Annotated in this window: 17 protein-coding genes; 2 read left to right on the top strand and 15 right to left on the bottom strand. The window is 43.3% G+C overall.

The features are described 5' to 3' along the window. Positions 1-14 precede the first annotated feature (14 nt). Positions 15-179: an IS3 family transposase gene (locus H8B06_RS20955; protein ID WP_223857436.1), complete on the top strand. Its 165-nt coding sequence runs from the start codon at positions 15-17 to the stop codon at positions 177-179. 161 nt (positions 180-340) lie between these two features. Here the strand turns inward: H8B06_RS20955 and H8B06_RS10445 are convergent, their stop codons facing one another. From H8B06_RS10445 to H8B06_RS10415, 7 genes are all read right to left on the bottom strand, one after another. Beyond that, positions 341-1,423 carry an O-antigen ligase family protein gene (locus H8B06_RS10445; RefSeq protein WP_223857610.1) on the bottom strand — a complete coding sequence of 361 codons (1,083 nt, stop codon included), beginning with the start codon at positions 1,421-1,423 and terminating at the stop codon, positions 341-343. A 20-nt stretch (positions 1,424-1,443) separates the two neighbouring features. Then, positions 1,444-1,794 (bottom strand): hypothetical protein, encoded by a 351-nt coding sequence (locus H8B06_RS10440; protein ID WP_190994213.1) that lies wholly within the window; start codon positions 1,792-1,794, stop codon positions 1,444-1,446. Further along, a complete protein-coding gene (locus H8B06_RS10435) occupies positions 1,757-1,921 on the bottom strand; it encodes a hypothetical protein (RefSeq protein ID WP_223857609.1) in 165 nt (54 codons plus the stop codon). Before H8B06_RS10435 ends, H8B06_RS10440 begins: the two co-directional genes overlap by 38 nt. 273 nt (positions 1,922-2,194) lie before the next feature. After that, positions 2,195-2,575, bottom strand: a complete 381-nt coding sequence (locus H8B06_RS10430) for a hypothetical protein (RefSeq protein WP_190994211.1) — start codon at positions 2,573-2,575, stop codon at positions 2,195-2,197. An 11-nt stretch (positions 2,576-2,586) separates the two neighbouring features. Further along, positions 2,587-2,973, bottom strand: coding sequence for a hypothetical protein (locus H8B06_RS10425; protein ID WP_190994210.1), 387 nt, complete (start codon positions 2,971-2,973; stop codon positions 2,587-2,589). Positions 2,974-3,233: 260 nt separating this feature from the next. After that, positions 3,234-3,611, bottom strand: a complete 378-nt coding sequence (locus H8B06_RS10420) for a hypothetical protein (protein ID WP_190994209.1) — start codon at positions 3,609-3,611, stop codon at positions 3,234-3,236. A gap of 15 nt (positions 3,612-3,626) precedes the next feature. Then, positions 3,627-5,219: a hypothetical protein gene (locus H8B06_RS10415; protein WP_190994208.1), complete on the bottom strand. Its 1,593-nt coding sequence runs from the start codon at positions 5,217-5,219 to the stop codon at positions 3,627-3,629. A gap of 158 nt (positions 5,220-5,377) precedes the next feature. Here H8B06_RS10415 and H8B06_RS10410 point away from each other — a divergent pair, with 158 nt between their 5' ends. Next, positions 5,378-5,998, top strand: a complete 621-nt coding sequence (locus H8B06_RS10410) for a Crp/Fnr family transcriptional regulator (protein ID WP_190994207.1) — start codon at positions 5,378-5,380, stop codon at positions 5,996-5,998. On the opposite strand, the gene H8B06_RS10405 is transcribed toward H8B06_RS10410, so the two are convergent. From H8B06_RS10405 to H8B06_RS10370, 8 genes are all read right to left on the bottom strand, one after another. Then, positions 5,995-7,446 carry a glycoside hydrolase family 28 protein gene (locus H8B06_RS10405; RefSeq protein WP_190994206.1) on the bottom strand — a complete coding sequence of 484 codons (1,452 nt, stop codon included), beginning with the start codon at positions 7,444-7,446 and terminating at the stop codon, positions 5,995-5,997. The genes H8B06_RS10410 and H8B06_RS10405 overlap by 4 nt on opposite strands. A 34-nt stretch (positions 7,447-7,480) precedes the next feature. After that, positions 7,481-8,377: a sugar phosphate isomerase/epimerase family protein gene (locus H8B06_RS10400; RefSeq protein ID WP_190994205.1), complete on the bottom strand. Its 897-nt coding sequence runs from the start codon at positions 8,375-8,377 to the stop codon at positions 7,481-7,483. A 1-nt stretch (position 8,378) separates the two neighbouring features. Further along, the gene (locus H8B06_RS10395) at positions 8,379-9,767 is read right to left on the bottom strand and encodes an alpha/beta hydrolase family protein (RefSeq protein ID WP_190994204.1); all 1,389 of its coding nucleotides are present in this window, start codon (positions 9,765-9,767) and stop codon (positions 8,379-8,381) included. Beyond that, the gene (locus H8B06_RS10390; protein WP_190994203.1) at positions 9,764-11,326 is read right to left on the bottom strand and encodes a sodium:solute symporter; all 1,563 of its coding nucleotides are present in this window, start codon (positions 11,324-11,326) and stop codon (positions 9,764-9,766) included. The genes H8B06_RS10395 and H8B06_RS10390 overlap by 4 nt, the downstream gene beginning before the upstream one ends. 39 nt (positions 11,327-11,365) lie before the next feature. Next, positions 11,366-12,475: a four-carbon acid sugar kinase family protein gene (locus tag H8B06_RS10385; RefSeq protein WP_190994202.1), complete on the bottom strand. Its 1,110-nt coding sequence runs from the start codon at positions 12,473-12,475 to the stop codon at positions 11,366-11,368. Between the two features lie 87 nt (positions 12,476-12,562). Continuing rightward, positions 12,563-13,591 (bottom strand): 4-hydroxythreonine-4-phosphate dehydrogenase PdxA, encoded by a 1,029-nt coding sequence (gene pdxA / locus H8B06_RS10380; protein ID WP_190994201.1) that lies wholly within the window; start codon positions 13,589-13,591, stop codon positions 12,563-12,565. Then, positions 13,584-14,522, bottom strand: a complete 939-nt coding sequence (locus H8B06_RS10375) for a dihydrodipicolinate synthase family protein (RefSeq protein WP_190994200.1) — start codon at positions 14,520-14,522, stop codon at positions 13,584-13,586. Before H8B06_RS10375 ends, pdxA begins: the two co-directional genes overlap by 8 nt. A 1-nt stretch (position 14,523) precedes the next feature. After that, on the bottom strand, positions 14,524-15,675 hold the full coding sequence (locus tag H8B06_RS10370) for an iron-containing alcohol dehydrogenase (protein WP_190994199.1): 1,152 nt from the start codon (positions 15,673-15,675) through the stop codon (positions 14,524-14,526). Positions 15,676-15,694 lie beyond the last annotated feature (19 nt).

Genomic DNA, 15,694 nt, shown 5'->3' with positions numbered 1-15,694 from the left:
CATTAAAAGCTGAAATGGTCTACCATAGAAAATTCATGGATCAGCAGTCAGCTAAATTGGAAATCTTTGGATACATTGAAGGATTTTACAATACCCAAAGAATACATTCTGCTCTGGGGTATAAAACACCTAAGCAGATCGAAGAGATGCTATTGGAAAAAGAAAAAATGGCAGCATAAAAAAGTCTCCTAATTTAAGTTGCAATTCCAGATTTAACATGATCTACTTTGGACGACGGAACCTTGACCGGCAAGCTCATTATTTGCGTTCCTGTTTCCCGAGCCTTATCCAGAAAGCCACGATTTTTGTAAAAAGAAAAGAGGTCATATCTTGGAATAAATCAATTAGGCACCATATTTACTGCCAATAAGAAGTTATTCTCTGCTTTTTCATAATCTCCGAGTTTATCATAACATATTCCAAGTTGCCTATATAGCTCGTTAGAGGGTCTAATCGCTGCAGCTTCCCGGAAAAGGATCGATGCCTGTTCAAAGTTTTCATTTTTCTTATGTTGATATGCATACATTGTCAAGTAGAGTACATCATGTTTTAACGGAGAATAAACCTCATCAAATAGTTCCAAACCCTCCTGCATGTAACCGGAGAAACAATATCGCTCGGCTTTCCGCCATGTTGAATAAGCCTGATGATACAAAAGCTTATCAATGTCGGCGAGAAAAAGAACCAGAGCAAATATTGAGGCAACTCCCAATAAAAACGACTTTCTACTTACCTTCTCACCCCATATAAAACTAAAATAAAGAATGATAGCGATCAGCCCAACGATCGATAGCCTGTACAGCGTTTTTTCCCATACATGTGTAAAAAAGGCAACTAATAGAAGACCCATCAACAGGCTCCAAGCAAGCATGAGCATATTCGGCATCCCCCTCAAGTATTTTCGTCTATTCGACAAGAAAAGATAGCCTAAGCCGAACATTGCGAACAAAAGCACAAAAACTGCTGTAATACCTCCCTCGATTAAAAATTGCCAATAATCATTGAATACATAATAGGTATTATCCGCCAGCAGCATTTCTTCTTGTGTCTGTTTACCCTCTGCAAAATAAGCTGCCTGATACAATAAATATTGCGATCTAAAGTTTCCTAAGCCCATACCGTGCAACCAATGTTCGGAGAACATCGGAAAACTGACTTTGTAGATAAATAATCTCCCATAGGTCGATCCTGTTTTCAGTAGTAAAGTAAGCACTAATAATATGCTTAACATCGTGACAGCGGTGAGTACGTAGTGCCATCCTTTGAGTTGCTTTTTTTCTTGGGCAGTTAAAAAAATAAAAAAAACAAGTCCCACGAAAAAACCGATAATAAAGGATCTGCTTTGCAATACGATACTGACACATAAACATGCGGATAAAAAAAATAAACATAATCTTCTTCGTGTTACAGCATTTACCGCCATTTTATCCACAAAATTTACCGTTACTCAAACTTTATACCTGTGATTATTTTTTTCATGTTCCGTATTTTCACATCGTCCGGCAAATCGCTAAGATAGGTAATGAAAAGGTCAATTTTTTTCTGCTTATCTTGATATAGAATATAGTTAGCAACGTTGACATTATGTTTGTTGAAAAAAATCACAGCACGATAAGTTTTCCCATTCACATACTCTACATACTCTTCCCAGTCTAAACCATGCTCCCCTCCTGTAAACATTTCGATATACCCCAATACACTTTGGTCCCAATGATCGCGGAGTTCCGGATTTCGATGATTACTAATCCTAATGATCTCACCAGTTTCCTGAAACTGATATATGCGATTTTGCACGCTGCTCTTGGATGATCTTGTCAAATGTCGAGGGATTAATCTCTTCTACAGTAAGGGTATTTAATTTAAGCTGTTGCAATTGCTCTTGGGCATTCGTGTTTAGGGCTAGAATGACTAATATAGACATATATAATATTATCGTCCTCATTTTTCTGAATAAACAGACGTATCCGAGGACTGCACAAAGTCCTTCTGGCAAGCATGTAGCGAAGCCAGTGCAGGACCTAATAGCAGGATTTTCACAAAAATTAAACTTCTCTTCATATTCATACGGTTTATGATATGCTAATCATCCCAAAATAAACCCTTTTATTCCGCAATATTTTTGACAAAAGGCAAAAAATGCAGGAGAAGTAAAAAAATTCATTTGCCATCGTTATCCTGCTCCTCAACATAATTGCTAATCCTTGTTATCCAGCCCCTCCGATTCGCGGTTACGTTGTATCTTCCGTTCGGAAATATAAGACAATGTAAACCGATCGAAATGCTCTACCCAATCTCGCCATTCCCAGAATCGCCAAGGGTCTAGTCGGAAGGTACGATAGAGCTCTTCGTCTCTCATCCCCGCATTATTTCTAAGAAAATAAGCGTAGCTACTATCTCTCGTATCATATCCAAAAGCCTTTAATCTAACTTCATCAAATCGAAAGGTGCCGTTGTAATTGCTGTACGTATAATTCCGTTTCAGGAAATACCCAACGATCGTAAAATTGGTCACCCAGACCATCAGCGAGAAGAAAACTCCCCAAACAATTACGCGTGTCACTGTTTTCTTTTTCATCTTTTCGATGGCTAAAAACGCTGCAACGGATTCATACGCTTGTTAAACGGCTCTCGTCGAGGCTCGATTTCTTTCCAACTCTTATACCTAAATTGTCTACTGACTATAATGTAATAACTCCAACGCCAAAAACATAAAGGATTGATCCGATACAATCGGAAAATTTCGATTGTATCGCCTTGTGAATTCAAGTCTCTCTTAATACCTTCTTCGCTAACTCTTTTATTAAAATATCCTCCCGATTTAAAGCCAAAGTGATCAATATACGTAAATGTGGCATCCGCGTTTGAATAACGGAAATATTCCGAGTCCACCCCTCGTAATATTTCACCATTAATAATCGGTAGATTCGAAACGACTACCACTGCGACAATCCAGATGATTACTTTCTTTTTCACACTCTAATTGTTACAGTTTGTACTTATTGGAGAACGATTGTTAGATGCATGCTTCGTAATAACACTATTATTTGAAGACATCGTATCTAAGGTATCATATAAATCATTGGGTTTTGTAAAACCTGTATGACTAATCTGATTGCTACTCGATAAGGCATTATTAAAAACATCAAGTGCATAGTCTGTACAGTTATAGCTATCCAAATCATAGAGGTACGAGCTCTTTAATAACGGCGTACTATATTATTCCTTAATAGTCACTAATCCTTAGTATCCAGTCCTTCCGTTTCACGGTTTTGCTGAATTCCATTCTCGGAAATATAAGGAAGGGTGAACCGATCAAAATGCTCTACCCATTCTCTCCATTCCCAAAAATACCAAGGGTTCAACCAAAATGTACGATAGAGCTGTTTGTCTTTCACCTCCGGATGATTTTTAAGAAACGTTTTATATCTATTGTCTCGTCCTTCGTAGGATTTACCTTTTAATCTATCTTCAGTATGCCTAAAAGAACCATTGTAATTGCTGTACGTATAATTCCGTTTCAGGAAATACCCAACGATCGTAAAATTGGTTATCCAAACCAATAAGATAAAAACAAAAGTCCAAACAATTAACCGAACATATTTCTTTTTCATGATATCATCTATTTTTCAGTTACAGGGTCCGTGACTCGTGGGCACATCGACATTATTAGCTGTACTTATATTTGTATTACCGCCCGCCATGGCACCCCGCATGGCCTGCGCCATACCTGCAGGGGTATAGGCAGAAACTGGAACAGGTGGAGAAAATGGCGTTGTTGACATGTAAATAGTCGACATCTGAAAAGGAACGGCTAATCCTCCGGCTTGGCAAGCTTCATAGACATACCGTACACAATTGTTGGTAAGGGCATGATACGTTGCAGGAGGCGTATTTACTTTATTTAGAATGTTCTGAAAAGCAGCCGCGTTGTTTCCCATGTCAAAGTCCATTTTTATAGTGTAGGGCATGAGATCATCTGAGTCACCGTTATCCACGATTTTGGATGGCCCGGTATATTCTTTGAAGATATTTGCCCCCTCAGGATAGAATCCCAATACCTGGGTAATGGACTGACCATTTCCTCCCGTCTTTGTAAGTCCTATCGCAACATGGCCCACACTATTTGTGCCAAAGAAATCATTAGTTCCCGGATTCGGTTCTAAGACGTAAGCCGTTACCTTAAAACTCGCGCCTGTATTACTAATATTACCAAAACAATCGGTATAGTCTTCAGGGTTTACCTCGGGATTTTCTTGTCCAATCAATTCTGCATCATCTGGAATAGACGCGTCAACACATTCCGAAATCCCCGTGTTTCCACCGATACAGCCGCATTCAGCAGTATAAGCTGAACCGTTCCGTACACCATTGCAGTCGTAGTACTCCGGTTCAGGATCGGTTGGATTGGGATTTGGATTTGGATCTGGGTCTGGGTCTGGATCACAATAAGTATCGCAGTCTTGTCCGACTTGTTGGTTGATACATTCAACAATAATTTCTTCCTCAACAACGTAGCTATCACAGACATAATCAAATATGGGGAAACAAGTAGTATGGCAGCCTCTACTTGAAACAATCGGCTCCGAAGATGGGTTCGAAGTAGTCTTTTTAGCAATAACCGACTGCCTAGGTATATATTTTCTAACAACTCTCCCATCTTTCAGCCTCAAAATTTTCGTAACCCGGTTCTCTAATGTTCGATATTCCATATAGCCACTGAAGTTGCTCTGCATCTTCTTTATCGTGTTTAGCCCCATCTCCATTTTACGACGAATCAAATATTCCTTATCAGGAATATACGTCACGATACGTTCCATTATCTCACCATCCTTGCCTTTGTAAAATAATAAGCGTTGAACCGATAGCTCTCCAACAGAAGGGTCGGGTTCGTATTTCAGACTATCCTGTGGAAAGTTGTAGAGCTTGACCCGTTTTCGTTTAGCTACAAGCGGTATCTCTGCAAAATCTACCTGCGCACGATGCTCGACATACGAGCGGCTCCACACTAGCTCCGAAGATTTCGGATCAGCCAAAACCGGATTCTCCTTTGCCAGCCTTTTATCCAAACTCCGAAAATGCTGCTTCGCCGTAGCCAAAGTAAATTCTTCCTCGGATACTTCTGTTTCCGAAGACTGCACAAAGTCTTTCTGGCAAGCATGTAGCGAAGCCAGCGCCAGGCTTAATAGCAGGACTTTCACAAAAATTAAATTTCTCTTCATATTTATGCTGTTTATTATGTGTTAATCATCACAAAACAAACCCTTTTTTGTCAAAATATTTTTGACAAAAGGCAAAAAATAAAAAAATGAGATTTTTTAAAACTGGCTTTTTTCAAAAAATCACTATATTTATAAGACTAATTTTTATTTCCTATTAAATGACAGACAATACCAAAAGAAACCATGAAACGCAGCAAGCCGTTGCACAAGAGGCTGTAATTACATTATTCGAAGGCATTCATACCATCAGTTCCGAACTGCGTGCAGCAATTATCAAAAACACACAACTGCGGCAACTTAAAAGAAAACACCGGTTGCTGGACACCGGGAAGGTACAGCAGTCGATTTATTTTATTAGGCAGGGAGCAATGAGATCCTTTTATCTTGATAGTCATGGGAAAGAAAGCACGTCTTGGCTACTTTTTGAGGGTGATCTTGCTATATCGGTGTATAGCTTCTTCGGGCGGCAACCTTCTTTTGAAGTTTTGGAAACTTTGGAGGATACTTCCCTGCTCGTGCTGTCGTATGACGCCCTGATGCGCCTTTATAGTGAATTCCCCGAATTTAATTATATCGGGCGTGTGCTCACAGAACACTACTATATCAGAAGCGAGGAAAAAGCAAACGAGCTCCGTGTGTACAACGCAAAAAAACGCTATCAGCATTTAATGAGCCGACGGCCAGATGTGTTAAAACGCATTCCTCTTGGAATTATTTCTTCGTATTTAGGAATTACGTCTTCCACCCTAAGCCGGATACGGGGAAACAACAACGCTTAATGTGCCAACTTCACATTCTCCTGCACTAACCCCGTTACATGTACACTATCTATCACACAGTCGTCGCAATGTATCTCGCTGTTCTGGACAACAAAATTTTCCGCATCCTTAATCGCCAAATAACGTTTTCCTGTAGCGTGCATGTTAGAAATCGTCACATTTTCCAATCTCGATTCGGGAATTCCTTCTACATGAATACACTCCCTAGCTGATTCGATGAGTACGTTATTAATGGTTACATCCGAAAATTTCGGTGTCAGGGCATTGACCTCCACTGCAAAGTCACGGCTGGCCTGTGCGCCCACATGTTGTGCACTTCCAAGCATATCCCAGCGCAACGCAGATTTCCCAATATTCATCCGGATATTTTCGAAGGCTATATTTTGCCCGCCACCACCGCGTGGACGGCGTGTTTTAAAGCGTATCCCCACATCCGTGCCATCAAAGGCACAGTCGTGAACGTATAGATTTTTAATCATACCCGCTGTCTCGCTACCCAAAGTGATACCACCATGCCCTTCGCCGGCTAAACAGTAACGTACCACAATATTTTCTGAAGGCTTGGCTGCACGAAGTCCGTCGTACCCCCTACCCGCTTTTATCGCGATACAATCGTCGCCCGTATACAGGCTGCAATACTCGACCAATACATTTTTGGACGATTCAATATCGATCCCATCACCGCGTGGAATACCCTTAGAATACACCTGCACCCCGCGGATAATCACATCCTCGCAAAAAGTCGGCACGACATTCCAAAAAGCAGAGCGTTCCAACGTAAGCCCTTCGATAAAAACCTGCTTACAGTTGATGGGTGCAATCATCGCTGGCGGAAAAATAAATTCTGCGGTCTTACCATCGTATATACGTTCTTCTATCGGTGTATCGCTGCGCACGATATTTTCGATGACGTCGTGTGTCATCGTCTGCTCGCGTATAGAACCATCCCCTGGGCCAATCAGTTTTCCCTTACCCGTAATGGCGATATTCACCGCGTCGTTTGCATACACACACGCTCCTAGCGAGTATAATTCTATTCCCTCATTTCGCGTATATACCACCGGCAAGAAATCTGCGATCTCACTTTTGAACGTGATCACAGCACCTTCTTGTAGATGTAGGTTGATATTTGATTTTAATTCAATTCTCCCCGACAGGTAGTCCCCTTTGGTCAACACCAATGTTCCACCACCGGCAGATGCTAATTGATCGATACCGTTCTGGATAACATCTTCACCAGGGGATAGTGAATCGATACGTTCGGGAAAGGAGGGACGTTTGAAGTCATACGCAAAAAAAGGCGATTGAATAGCTGCAATACTATCCGGCATCACAGCGGCTCCTACTTCGTCATATTTTGGTAAGTTGCTGTCTAATCTTTCTTGTAAAGAGGTCGAGGCGCAAGCCGCACACAAAAGTGCCATTAAACCAATCCATATCGTTTTCATGCAATTATAGTTTTATAAACGGCGATAAGGCCCTTTATTTTTGAAAAATAGATTTTACATATTTGGTATTGGCCCCAAAGTTCTCTTTTACCATCCGGGGTGACAAGCTCGCGTCTCTGGAGCGCTCGATCACTAACCAGCCCTTCCAGCCCATCTTATCCAAGGCTTCTTTTACGTTGGGCATATCCAAGCGTGTATTATGCTCTAGCCATACACCGTCCTCATCGGTACAGTGTATTTGACAAATACGTTTCTTACCGAGGATCTGGAGTTCTTTTATTAAGTCCCGTCCTTCTTTTAACGGATTGGAAAAATTAAAATAGATCTGGATATTCTTCGATCCGATCTCTTTTAACAGCTCCACGTCTCCTTGCGCATCTAGAGCCGTTTCTATTCCAACGATAACACCCGCTCTTTTTGCCATTTTTCCCACTTCCTTCAATCGTTCGACAATAGCCGGACGCAGTTCGGGATTTTGCACTAAATCGCCCTGCACCCCCAGTGGTAAAAAGGCTATCTTCGCACCCAACAACTGGCAAGTCTTCAGACAATCGCCTACCATTTGTTGGTATGTCGGGCGCGTTGCAAAAGACTGTGCGTAAAAGCCGGTCATCGCGACCGAAGCTACTTCGATACCATATTCTTTCAATTCGTTGAGGTAATTTGTTCGAAATGCGTCATCGAAAAACTGGTTGTCAAACGTATCGCGATTGCCTAATCCACCCATATCCACTTCGAGGCCATCCGCACCAATTTCGCTGGTCAGCTTAACGGCTCCAAGCTTCTGTCTTTTCAGGATCATCAAATCGATAACCGCTACTTTATAACGTTGTTCTTTCAGCGCAAACGCCCACGTCGATTTTGGTAACATCAACGCCGTCGCTCCAAGGACAGCCGTTGTTATAAATGCTCGTCTATTTAATGATTCCATTTTATTGATCTTTAAAGCGTTTTTCTAAATTTTCATAGCCCTGTATAGCGTTTGAGGGCAGGTTTTCCCCATTCGGCCCAAACGCATATAAGGCTATTTCTTCTTCTATCACACAGCTAGACTCGTCGTAATCGCCTGTTGCATTTTTAAGCTCCTTGGTATCGAGTTTAAAATGCTTCGCGATAAAATTGTAGACCGGCTTGCGTTTGGCGTAACCAAAATCGTGACCATCCTCGGGGAGGTGTACGTTTTCCACCATGTCGGTCTTTCCATAGTAGCTGTAGATTTTCTGGAGATACGGAAAATCATGCTCCGGCATGTGTGCCGTCCAATCCTTCCCATCCGAGATCACCAGCTGCGGCCGAGGGGCTGCCATAGCCGCCAACTCTACGTTATTTGTTCCGCCAGCAGCCATATGGATCGGTAACCCACTTTCACAAGGGCAGCCGCCGTAGAAATACGAAGACAAGGAAACAACAGGAATGCTCAGCGTAATGCGGTCGTCCAGGGCTGTCATCAGTACGGTATGGCTTCCGCCACCGGAGCCACCACAAATACCAACGCGATCGGTATCGATATTTTTGTCTTGCAGCATCCAATCCAATATCCGTATAGCCCCTAATGTCTGTACCGTTAATGACAAGCTTCGGCGATGATCTTCGGGCTTAAACTGCAAGGTCGATTCTCCCCAACCGAAGAGATCATAACTAACCGCTATAGCGCCCATTTGAGCTGTCATAGCACAGCGAACCTGCGCATCCTTCCGGAAGCGATGACCTCCCCAGTGTCCATCCGGACTTAACATCAACGGGACTTTACCTTTTGCTTTCAAAGGCCGATAGATAGAGCCGTTTACATATAATCCGGGCATAATCTCCAGCGCGAAATTCTCTACGGTATAGTTCTTAAACGTCCGTTTTTTCGTCACTAACGGCACCGAATGCGGTGCTGCCGGCATGGGCGACAACTTCAGGGCGTTGTATAAATCCGGACGGATTTTCTGTTTTCGCTGTTCCCAGCTCTCCTTATCGTTGTACTGCGTCGCCAACTCGTCCAAATAATCCCAACCGTCCTGCGGTTCCCAACGGTAATATTCATATTCCTTGAGTTTGTATTTCCCTTCTCCTTCTTTATTTACTTTCAGATCTAAGGGACTCAGTACATTTCGAAGTGTTTCATCTACATCGGGTCGGAAACGCCATTTAGCGTAATTCAGCCATTTATCTTTGACCTGGCTTTCATTATATTTAATCTGGATGTCGTATCGTTCTTCTAACATGCCAATAACATCTTGCAAGGGTATCCGGTACTTATCATCGGAATTTTGTGCCTGGCTAAACTGGCCAGAACAACATAAATATACCACAACAATAGCTAAGATTCTTTTCATGATTCTATCCCCCTTTCTCTATCCAATTTACGGTTTGCCTTCCATCCCTTATAGTATAAATTAGGATCCAGCTCTGGTTTCGGAAAGAACAGACTGGCGACATATCCCACGCCGATAACCACCAAGTGGCTGTACACACCCAACATCATTTTGTTATGTGTAAAGTTAAACGCTCCGAGATCCAGTAGGACAAACGACTCTCCTCTAAATTCAATCTCTGTACTGGTTAAAAATGCGTAGGCCGTAAAGATAACACATACCACAATCGCAATATTGATCCCCTGACGGTTCGCTCGTTCGGTAAAAATCCCTAATAAGAAGACCCCTACAATACCTCCCGAAAATATCGCATACAGCGTAAAGATGATGCCCAGGATGCTTTCGCTACCTAATTCTACGTAAATAAACCCGATCAACATCGATAGGATTCCCGCAATGGCAACCATCCACCTGCTCGCTCTCAAATATTCGTTATCCACCTTTTCTGGGCGAAGCTTTTTATAATAATCTTCAATACCTACAGCCGCCAACGAATTGAGGTCTGCACTTAAACTACATATAGCTGCAGAGATCATGGCCGCTAATATAAAACCGACTACACCTACCGGGAGCTGTGTCATGATAAAATAAGGGAATACGCTATTGGGACCCACATCATCAGGTAACGGTTGCTGTGTATAATACACGAAAAGAGCCGTGCCGATAAACATAAAAAGTGACCATACCGGTACAGTCAGCAAAATACCCATTAACGAAGCACGTATAGCCGACTTATCCGAACGTGCTGTCAGGTACCGCTGAATAACCGTTTGATCAGTACCGTATTTTTGAATCGCATAAAACATCCCGTTGATGGCCATCACGACAAAAGTTAATCGTGTAAAATCCAGATCGTACGGTCCAAATCCCGTTCGTCCGTTTTCCGATGCCACACGCCACACTTCCGGAAATCCACCATTCACAGAGAAAATAATGACCAATATGCAGAGAATTCCACTGGCGAAGAGCATGAATCCCTGAAATACATCCAGCCAAATGACGGCCTCAATACCGCCCAGCAAATTGACGATCACGATAATACTTCCCACCACCAGTATAATCCAATAGGTATTGATATTTGTCATGCTCGACAAGGCGACGGCCAAGAGATACAAAACTGTTCCCATTCCGGAGAACTGGCGCAAGACAAACGCAATAGAACTATAATAGCGTGCAAAATTGCCAAAACGCTTTTCAAAGTACTCGTAGGTACTCAATCCAATCACTTTTCGATATAGCGGCACAATAAACCACACCGTACCGAGCAGTACAATAGGCACCATCAACCCTTGTACTAACAATATCCAATTGTTGGCATACCCTTCAGCGGGATACCCTAGAAAAGTAACACTACTAATAAGGGTCGCCAAGAGTGACATCCCGATTGCCCAAGATGGAACACGTCCTTTAGCAGAAAAATACGCTTCGGTTGATTTTTGATTTTTAGCATATCGAAGACCAAAGTACAAGGTAATCAATAAAACAGCTATTATTATTCCGTAATCAAATATGCTTAACATAAGGTTTATCTATCATTATTCGATATTACATCGATTGGGCTAAAATACCCATAATTTATCAGTCCAAGGATAACTCCCCGGTTTCAATGTTACTGTCCATGTAGTTCCCGGTATATCGTTCCGAATCACGCCTTGCCCGTATACCCATATCGGCCAGAGCGTATCGATATGTAAGGCTTCCAATACCGCTCTTGCGGTAGCACCCCCTTCAATCAACAACTCCTGCACCGCACAATGCTGTTGAACCAACGCTACTACTTGCGCCATAGATGTCCGAATAATACGTGCCTCTACGCGATGCGAAGGCTCTACAGCAAATACCACTTTTCCACTCTTATTGATTTTCTGACATATATTCCGGGCCAATTCCTCCTCCTCTCCGATATGGCGCCAATATATTACGTCATCCGTATTTAAGTTTTTTACCCGTTGAATACTGTGCGCATGATTAGATCCACAAACATACAGAAGAGGAGATTTTAGAAAGGGTTCATCCTCCACAGTTGTGGAAAAATCCGACATGCGATAGTGCAGCAAAGCCTCAAAAAATGCGGCTGCCCCCGCATAAATCCCAAAAGATGTGGAAGAAGCTGCCCACCGATTCAGATCGTCCATATCTCGGACAGCCGCAACCGTATAAGGCATATCTTTATGCGGTGCTATCGGCACTTCTTCTGCAAGCATCCATGTCTCCGCTCCGATCGCCTCCAACACCCCGCTTTTCCGCACCGGAAACTCCGGATCACGTGCAAAGTCTGTTTCTCCGATAGGTTTCCCTTCCACCCAATACAAACCGTTCGCGATCACACGTCCCAAAGCGGGATTAACCGGACAAAAAACCACGTTATCTTTCTGAAAGGCTTCGCGATAAAAGGAGATTTCCGCTACGATATGTCCGCGTAAAGCAGAATCAAACTTAAGGTATATCCAATCCCAACGATACGAAAAGTCGGCCGCAAAAAGTGCCCTAAGATGAGCAAGCACTTCATTTGCCTTTAAAGAACGTGTATTCGTATTCAGAATCTGTACGTCTTTGTCTGTTGATACAGCGCATGTATGGACGATTTCTACCGATAATCCGTAACGCAACGCGATGCCCCCAATTTCGGCAGCACCCGTCAAATCATCTGCAATTACCAATATCGACATATTCTTTATTTAGAGATTAAATATTAGGTGTTAGCGATTAGAAGCCTTTCCAGTCTCCATCTCCAGTTACCAGTCCCTAGTTTCCAATCACTTTTTATTCCGTGCCAGCTGTACTGCAGATTCGATAGCTAACACCATCGCATCCGGACTCGCGACACCCTTTCCGGCAATTTCAAACGCTGTACCATGATCGACAGAAGTCCGGATGATCGGAAGACCCATCGTGATATTGACACCCTTCACGCTATCCATTTGCTTCTTCTCCGCATTCCATTTAAAGCCGGTGAGCTTAAAAGGAATATGACCTTGGTCGTGATACATCGCCACGATACCACCATAATATCCGGTAGCGGCCTTCGAAAACAAGGTGTCCGCCGGAACAGGCCCTTCTACATCATAGCCTCGTTTACGTGCTTCTTCTACTGCCGGCACAATTTCTTCATCGTCTTCCGTACCGAATAGGCCGGAGTCACCAGCATGGGGGTTCAGCCCAGCAATACCAATCTTCAGGTTGCTTTCTCCAAGGCTGATCAACCCTTGATGCAATAACTCCGTCACTTCGACGATGCGATCTTTTTTCACCAAGTCACAGGCTTGGCGTAAAGACACATGGGTAGAAACGTGGATCACCTTCATGTTTTCTTCCACGAGGAGCATCGCATATTTCTTTGTTTCTGTGTAATGTGCGTATATTTCGGTATGACCGGCGAAATGATGCCCGGCCTCGTTAACTGATTTCTTGTTGATCGGCCCGGTTACCGTGGCATCCACTTCCCCTTTTAAGGCCAGGTCGATCACCTTCGTCACCGCCTCAAAAGAAGCGTTTCCAGCCTCGGCCGACATTTCGCCGAAGTTTATTTTTGACAAGTCTGTATTTTTCAAATCGAAGACATCGGCCTCTCCAGATGTAAACTGTGCATCAGAAACGGCGTCAATAGATCGGATACGGATCGGGATCGCTAGTTGCGACGCGATTTGCTGAAAAACCGATGCGTCGCCTACCAAAATAGGTCGACAGATTTCCTGCACGCGCGGGTTCAATAGCGCCTTTAACGCGATTTCGGGGCCAATACTCGCTGGATCCCCCATCGTTATTCCAATGATTGGTTTATGCATGACTCACTAAATTCAGTTTAATGTTATCTTTTGCTATCAACGTTTGATAGGCTTTCACAATATGTTCTTCTTCCTGTTTTCCTAACGTATACAAGGGTGGCATCATATAGGATTCGCATAAACCCAACTGCTTCATCAATAGCTTCAATGCCCATAAGGATTCTCCCAACGATTTGTTGGATTGATACAAAGCACCTAAGTCATCTGATTGCTTTTGTAAAGCGTAAGCACTTTCCAAATCACCTTGTTCTACCGCTAAGCACATATCTCGGTATATAGCCGGTGCAAAATTAGCGGAACTGGGTACAATTCCCGCGCTACCGTTAATCAACGAATGCGCACATGCTCCTGCCCAGCCCATATAATGCTTAAAATCTGTTCGATCTCTCCATAACTCCAGCGACTGATCCAATCGCTCCATATTACGCTCGGAGTCCTTTACAGCCACAATTTTAGGATGATGGCTTAGCCGATCTAACAGGTTCAGCGGTATAGACATGTGGGTAGTTGCCGGGATATTGTAGACAATCAAATTAGGCGTAATCGCTTCAGCCAAATCCAGATAATATTTTTCCATCTGTCCATCCGACAACTTATAATAGGTTGGCAGTGTCGCCGCCACCTCGGACACCCCTAAATCGAACGCCAAGTTGGCAAAGGAAATGGAATCCTCGAGGATATTTGACGAAATGCCCACATATAATTTTTCACCCTCCGGTCTATTCGCCACGGCTGCTCTGAGATATGCCTCTTTAAACGTGTTGGAGAGCGATGCCGACTCGCCCGTCGTCCCTAGGATAAAGGGTGTGGCTCCATTGGTATACAAATACGAAAATATACGGGCTACAGCATCTTGATCCAAACTTAAATCTTGTTTCAGTGGCGCAACCACTGGCACAATAGTTTCTTTTTTTCTTCTTATTTCTTTCATTTTAATAGGCAGCATTAAATATTGATATGGCATCGTGCAGGGTAATTTCCCGCGGGTTGTTTACCAACAACCGTGTAATCTTCATGGCATCCTCCGCCATTTGAGGAATAGCCTCTCTAGGTATTTCCACATCGCGTAAACGAGCTGGGATACCGCAAGCGCTGATCAGTGTTCTTATTTTTGCAATACCGGCAAGAGCTGTCTCTTCATCCGTGGTTAAGCGGTCACATCCTAAAGCAATCGCCACTTCGGCATACTTCTTTGGAGAAGCCACATAGTTATACTCCATCACATAGGGTAATAGCAATGCATTGGAAAGTCCATGTGCCAAGTGAAACATACTTCCCAACGGATACGATAGCGCATGTACTGCCGCGGTATTAACCGGCCCCAAGCAGCATCCGCCCAGCATACTTCCCATCGCTACATGATACCGCGCCTCCTCATTTGTTCCATTATGAACCGCTTCTTCCAAGTTTGCTGCTATCAGCCGCATACCCTCGTAAGCATACATATCGATAAAAGATTGCGAGAATTTATTGGTGTATGCTTCCAAACAGTGTGTCAACGCATCCAAGCCGGTAGCAGCTGTAACAGCAGGCGGCACACCAATCGTAAGCAAAGGGTCTATATAGACTTTATCCGGAACCAAAAAAGGACTGATGATACCTTTTTTCTGATTTTCATCATCTACCAAAATCGCATTTGGAGACATCTCACTTCCCGTTCCCGAGGTGGTCGGCACACAAATAAGCGCCTTATTTCTTCCCTTTAACATCCCGTTTCCGACAATATCTTCCAGAGATTGCGTATTATCTAGCTGTGCAGCTACCACTTTTGCCACGTCCAATACACTGCCACCACCGATGCCGATGATTGCATCTGCAGGAAACGCTGAAAGTTGTTCCAACACTTGTTTCACATCTGAAAAGGAAGGCTCCTGTTCAATACTGGTATCGATCAGTAACGCTATATTATTTCTTTCCAATGCTACCATCAAATCCGCTAACGAACCCAACAGTGGCTTGATTGTCATGATAACGACCGCTTTATATCCCTGCGCCACCACATCTTCGGCCAGCTGCTTCAGCACACCATTTCCAAAAACCAACGCCCCCGGAAAGCTAACCTTTAATATCCGATCTATTGACATATTTTTATTTCGATAATCT

This window comes from Sphingobacterium micropteri, from assembly GCF_014692515.1.
GTDB classification, from domain to species: domain Bacteria; phylum Bacteroidota; class Bacteroidia; order Sphingobacteriales; family Sphingobacteriaceae; genus Sphingobacterium; species Sphingobacterium micropteri.
This window is presented reverse-complemented; position numbering and strand designations above follow the sequence as displayed.

Excerpts from the sequence above, each read along its gene's own strand:
- H8B06_RS20955 (WP_223857436.1), top strand. The coding sequence starts at position 15 with ATGGTCTACCATAGAAAATTCATGGATCAGCAGTCAGCTAAATTGGAA.
- H8B06_RS10445 (WP_223857610.1), bottom strand. The coding sequence starts at position 1,423 with ATGGCGGTAAATGCTGTAACACGAAGAAGATTATGTTTATTTTTTTTA.
- H8B06_RS10435 (WP_223857609.1), bottom strand. The coding sequence starts at position 1,921 with ATGTCTATATTAGTCATTCTAGCCCTAAACACGAATGCCCAAGAGCAA.
- H8B06_RS10430 (WP_190994211.1), bottom strand. The coding sequence starts at position 2,575 with ATGAAAAAGAAAACAGTGACACGCGTAATTGTTTGGGGAGTTTTCTTC.
- H8B06_RS10420 (WP_190994209.1), bottom strand. The coding sequence starts at position 3,611 with ATGAAAAAGAAATATGTTCGGTTAATTGTTTGGACTTTTGTTTTTATC.
- H8B06_RS10415 (WP_190994208.1), bottom strand. The coding sequence starts at position 5,219 with ATGAAGAGAAATTTAATTTTTGTGAAAGTCCTGCTATTAAGCCTGGCG.
- H8B06_RS10410 (WP_190994207.1), top strand. The coding sequence starts at position 5,378 with ATGACAGACAATACCAAAAGAAACCATGAAACGCAGCAAGCCGTTGCA.
- H8B06_RS10405 (WP_190994206.1), bottom strand. The coding sequence starts at position 7,446 with ATGAAAACGATATGGATTGGTTTAATGGCACTTTTGTGTGCGGCTTGC.
- H8B06_RS10400 (WP_190994205.1), bottom strand. The coding sequence starts at position 8,377 with ATGGAATCATTAAATAGACGAGCATTTATAACAACGGCTGTCCTTGGA.
- H8B06_RS10395 (WP_190994204.1), bottom strand. The coding sequence starts at position 9,767 with ATGAAAAGAATCTTAGCTATTGTTGTGGTATATTTATGTTGTTCTGGC.
- H8B06_RS10390 (WP_190994203.1), bottom strand. The coding sequence starts at position 11,326 with ATGTTAAGCATATTTGATTACGGAATAATAATAGCTGTTTTATTGATT.
- H8B06_RS10385 (WP_190994202.1), bottom strand. The coding sequence starts at position 12,475 with ATGTCGATATTGGTAATTGCAGATGATTTGACGGGTGCTGCCGAAATT.
- pdxA (WP_190994201.1), bottom strand. The coding sequence starts at position 13,591 with ATGCATAAACCAATCATTGGAATAACGATGGGGGATCCAGCGAGTATT.
- H8B06_RS10375 (WP_190994200.1), bottom strand. The coding sequence starts at position 14,522 with ATGAAAGAAATAAGAAGAAAAAAAGAAACTATTGTGCCAGTGGTTGCG.
- H8B06_RS10370 (WP_190994199.1), bottom strand. The coding sequence starts at position 15,675 with ATGTCAATAGATCGGATATTAAAGGTTAGCTTTCCGGGGGCGTTGGTT.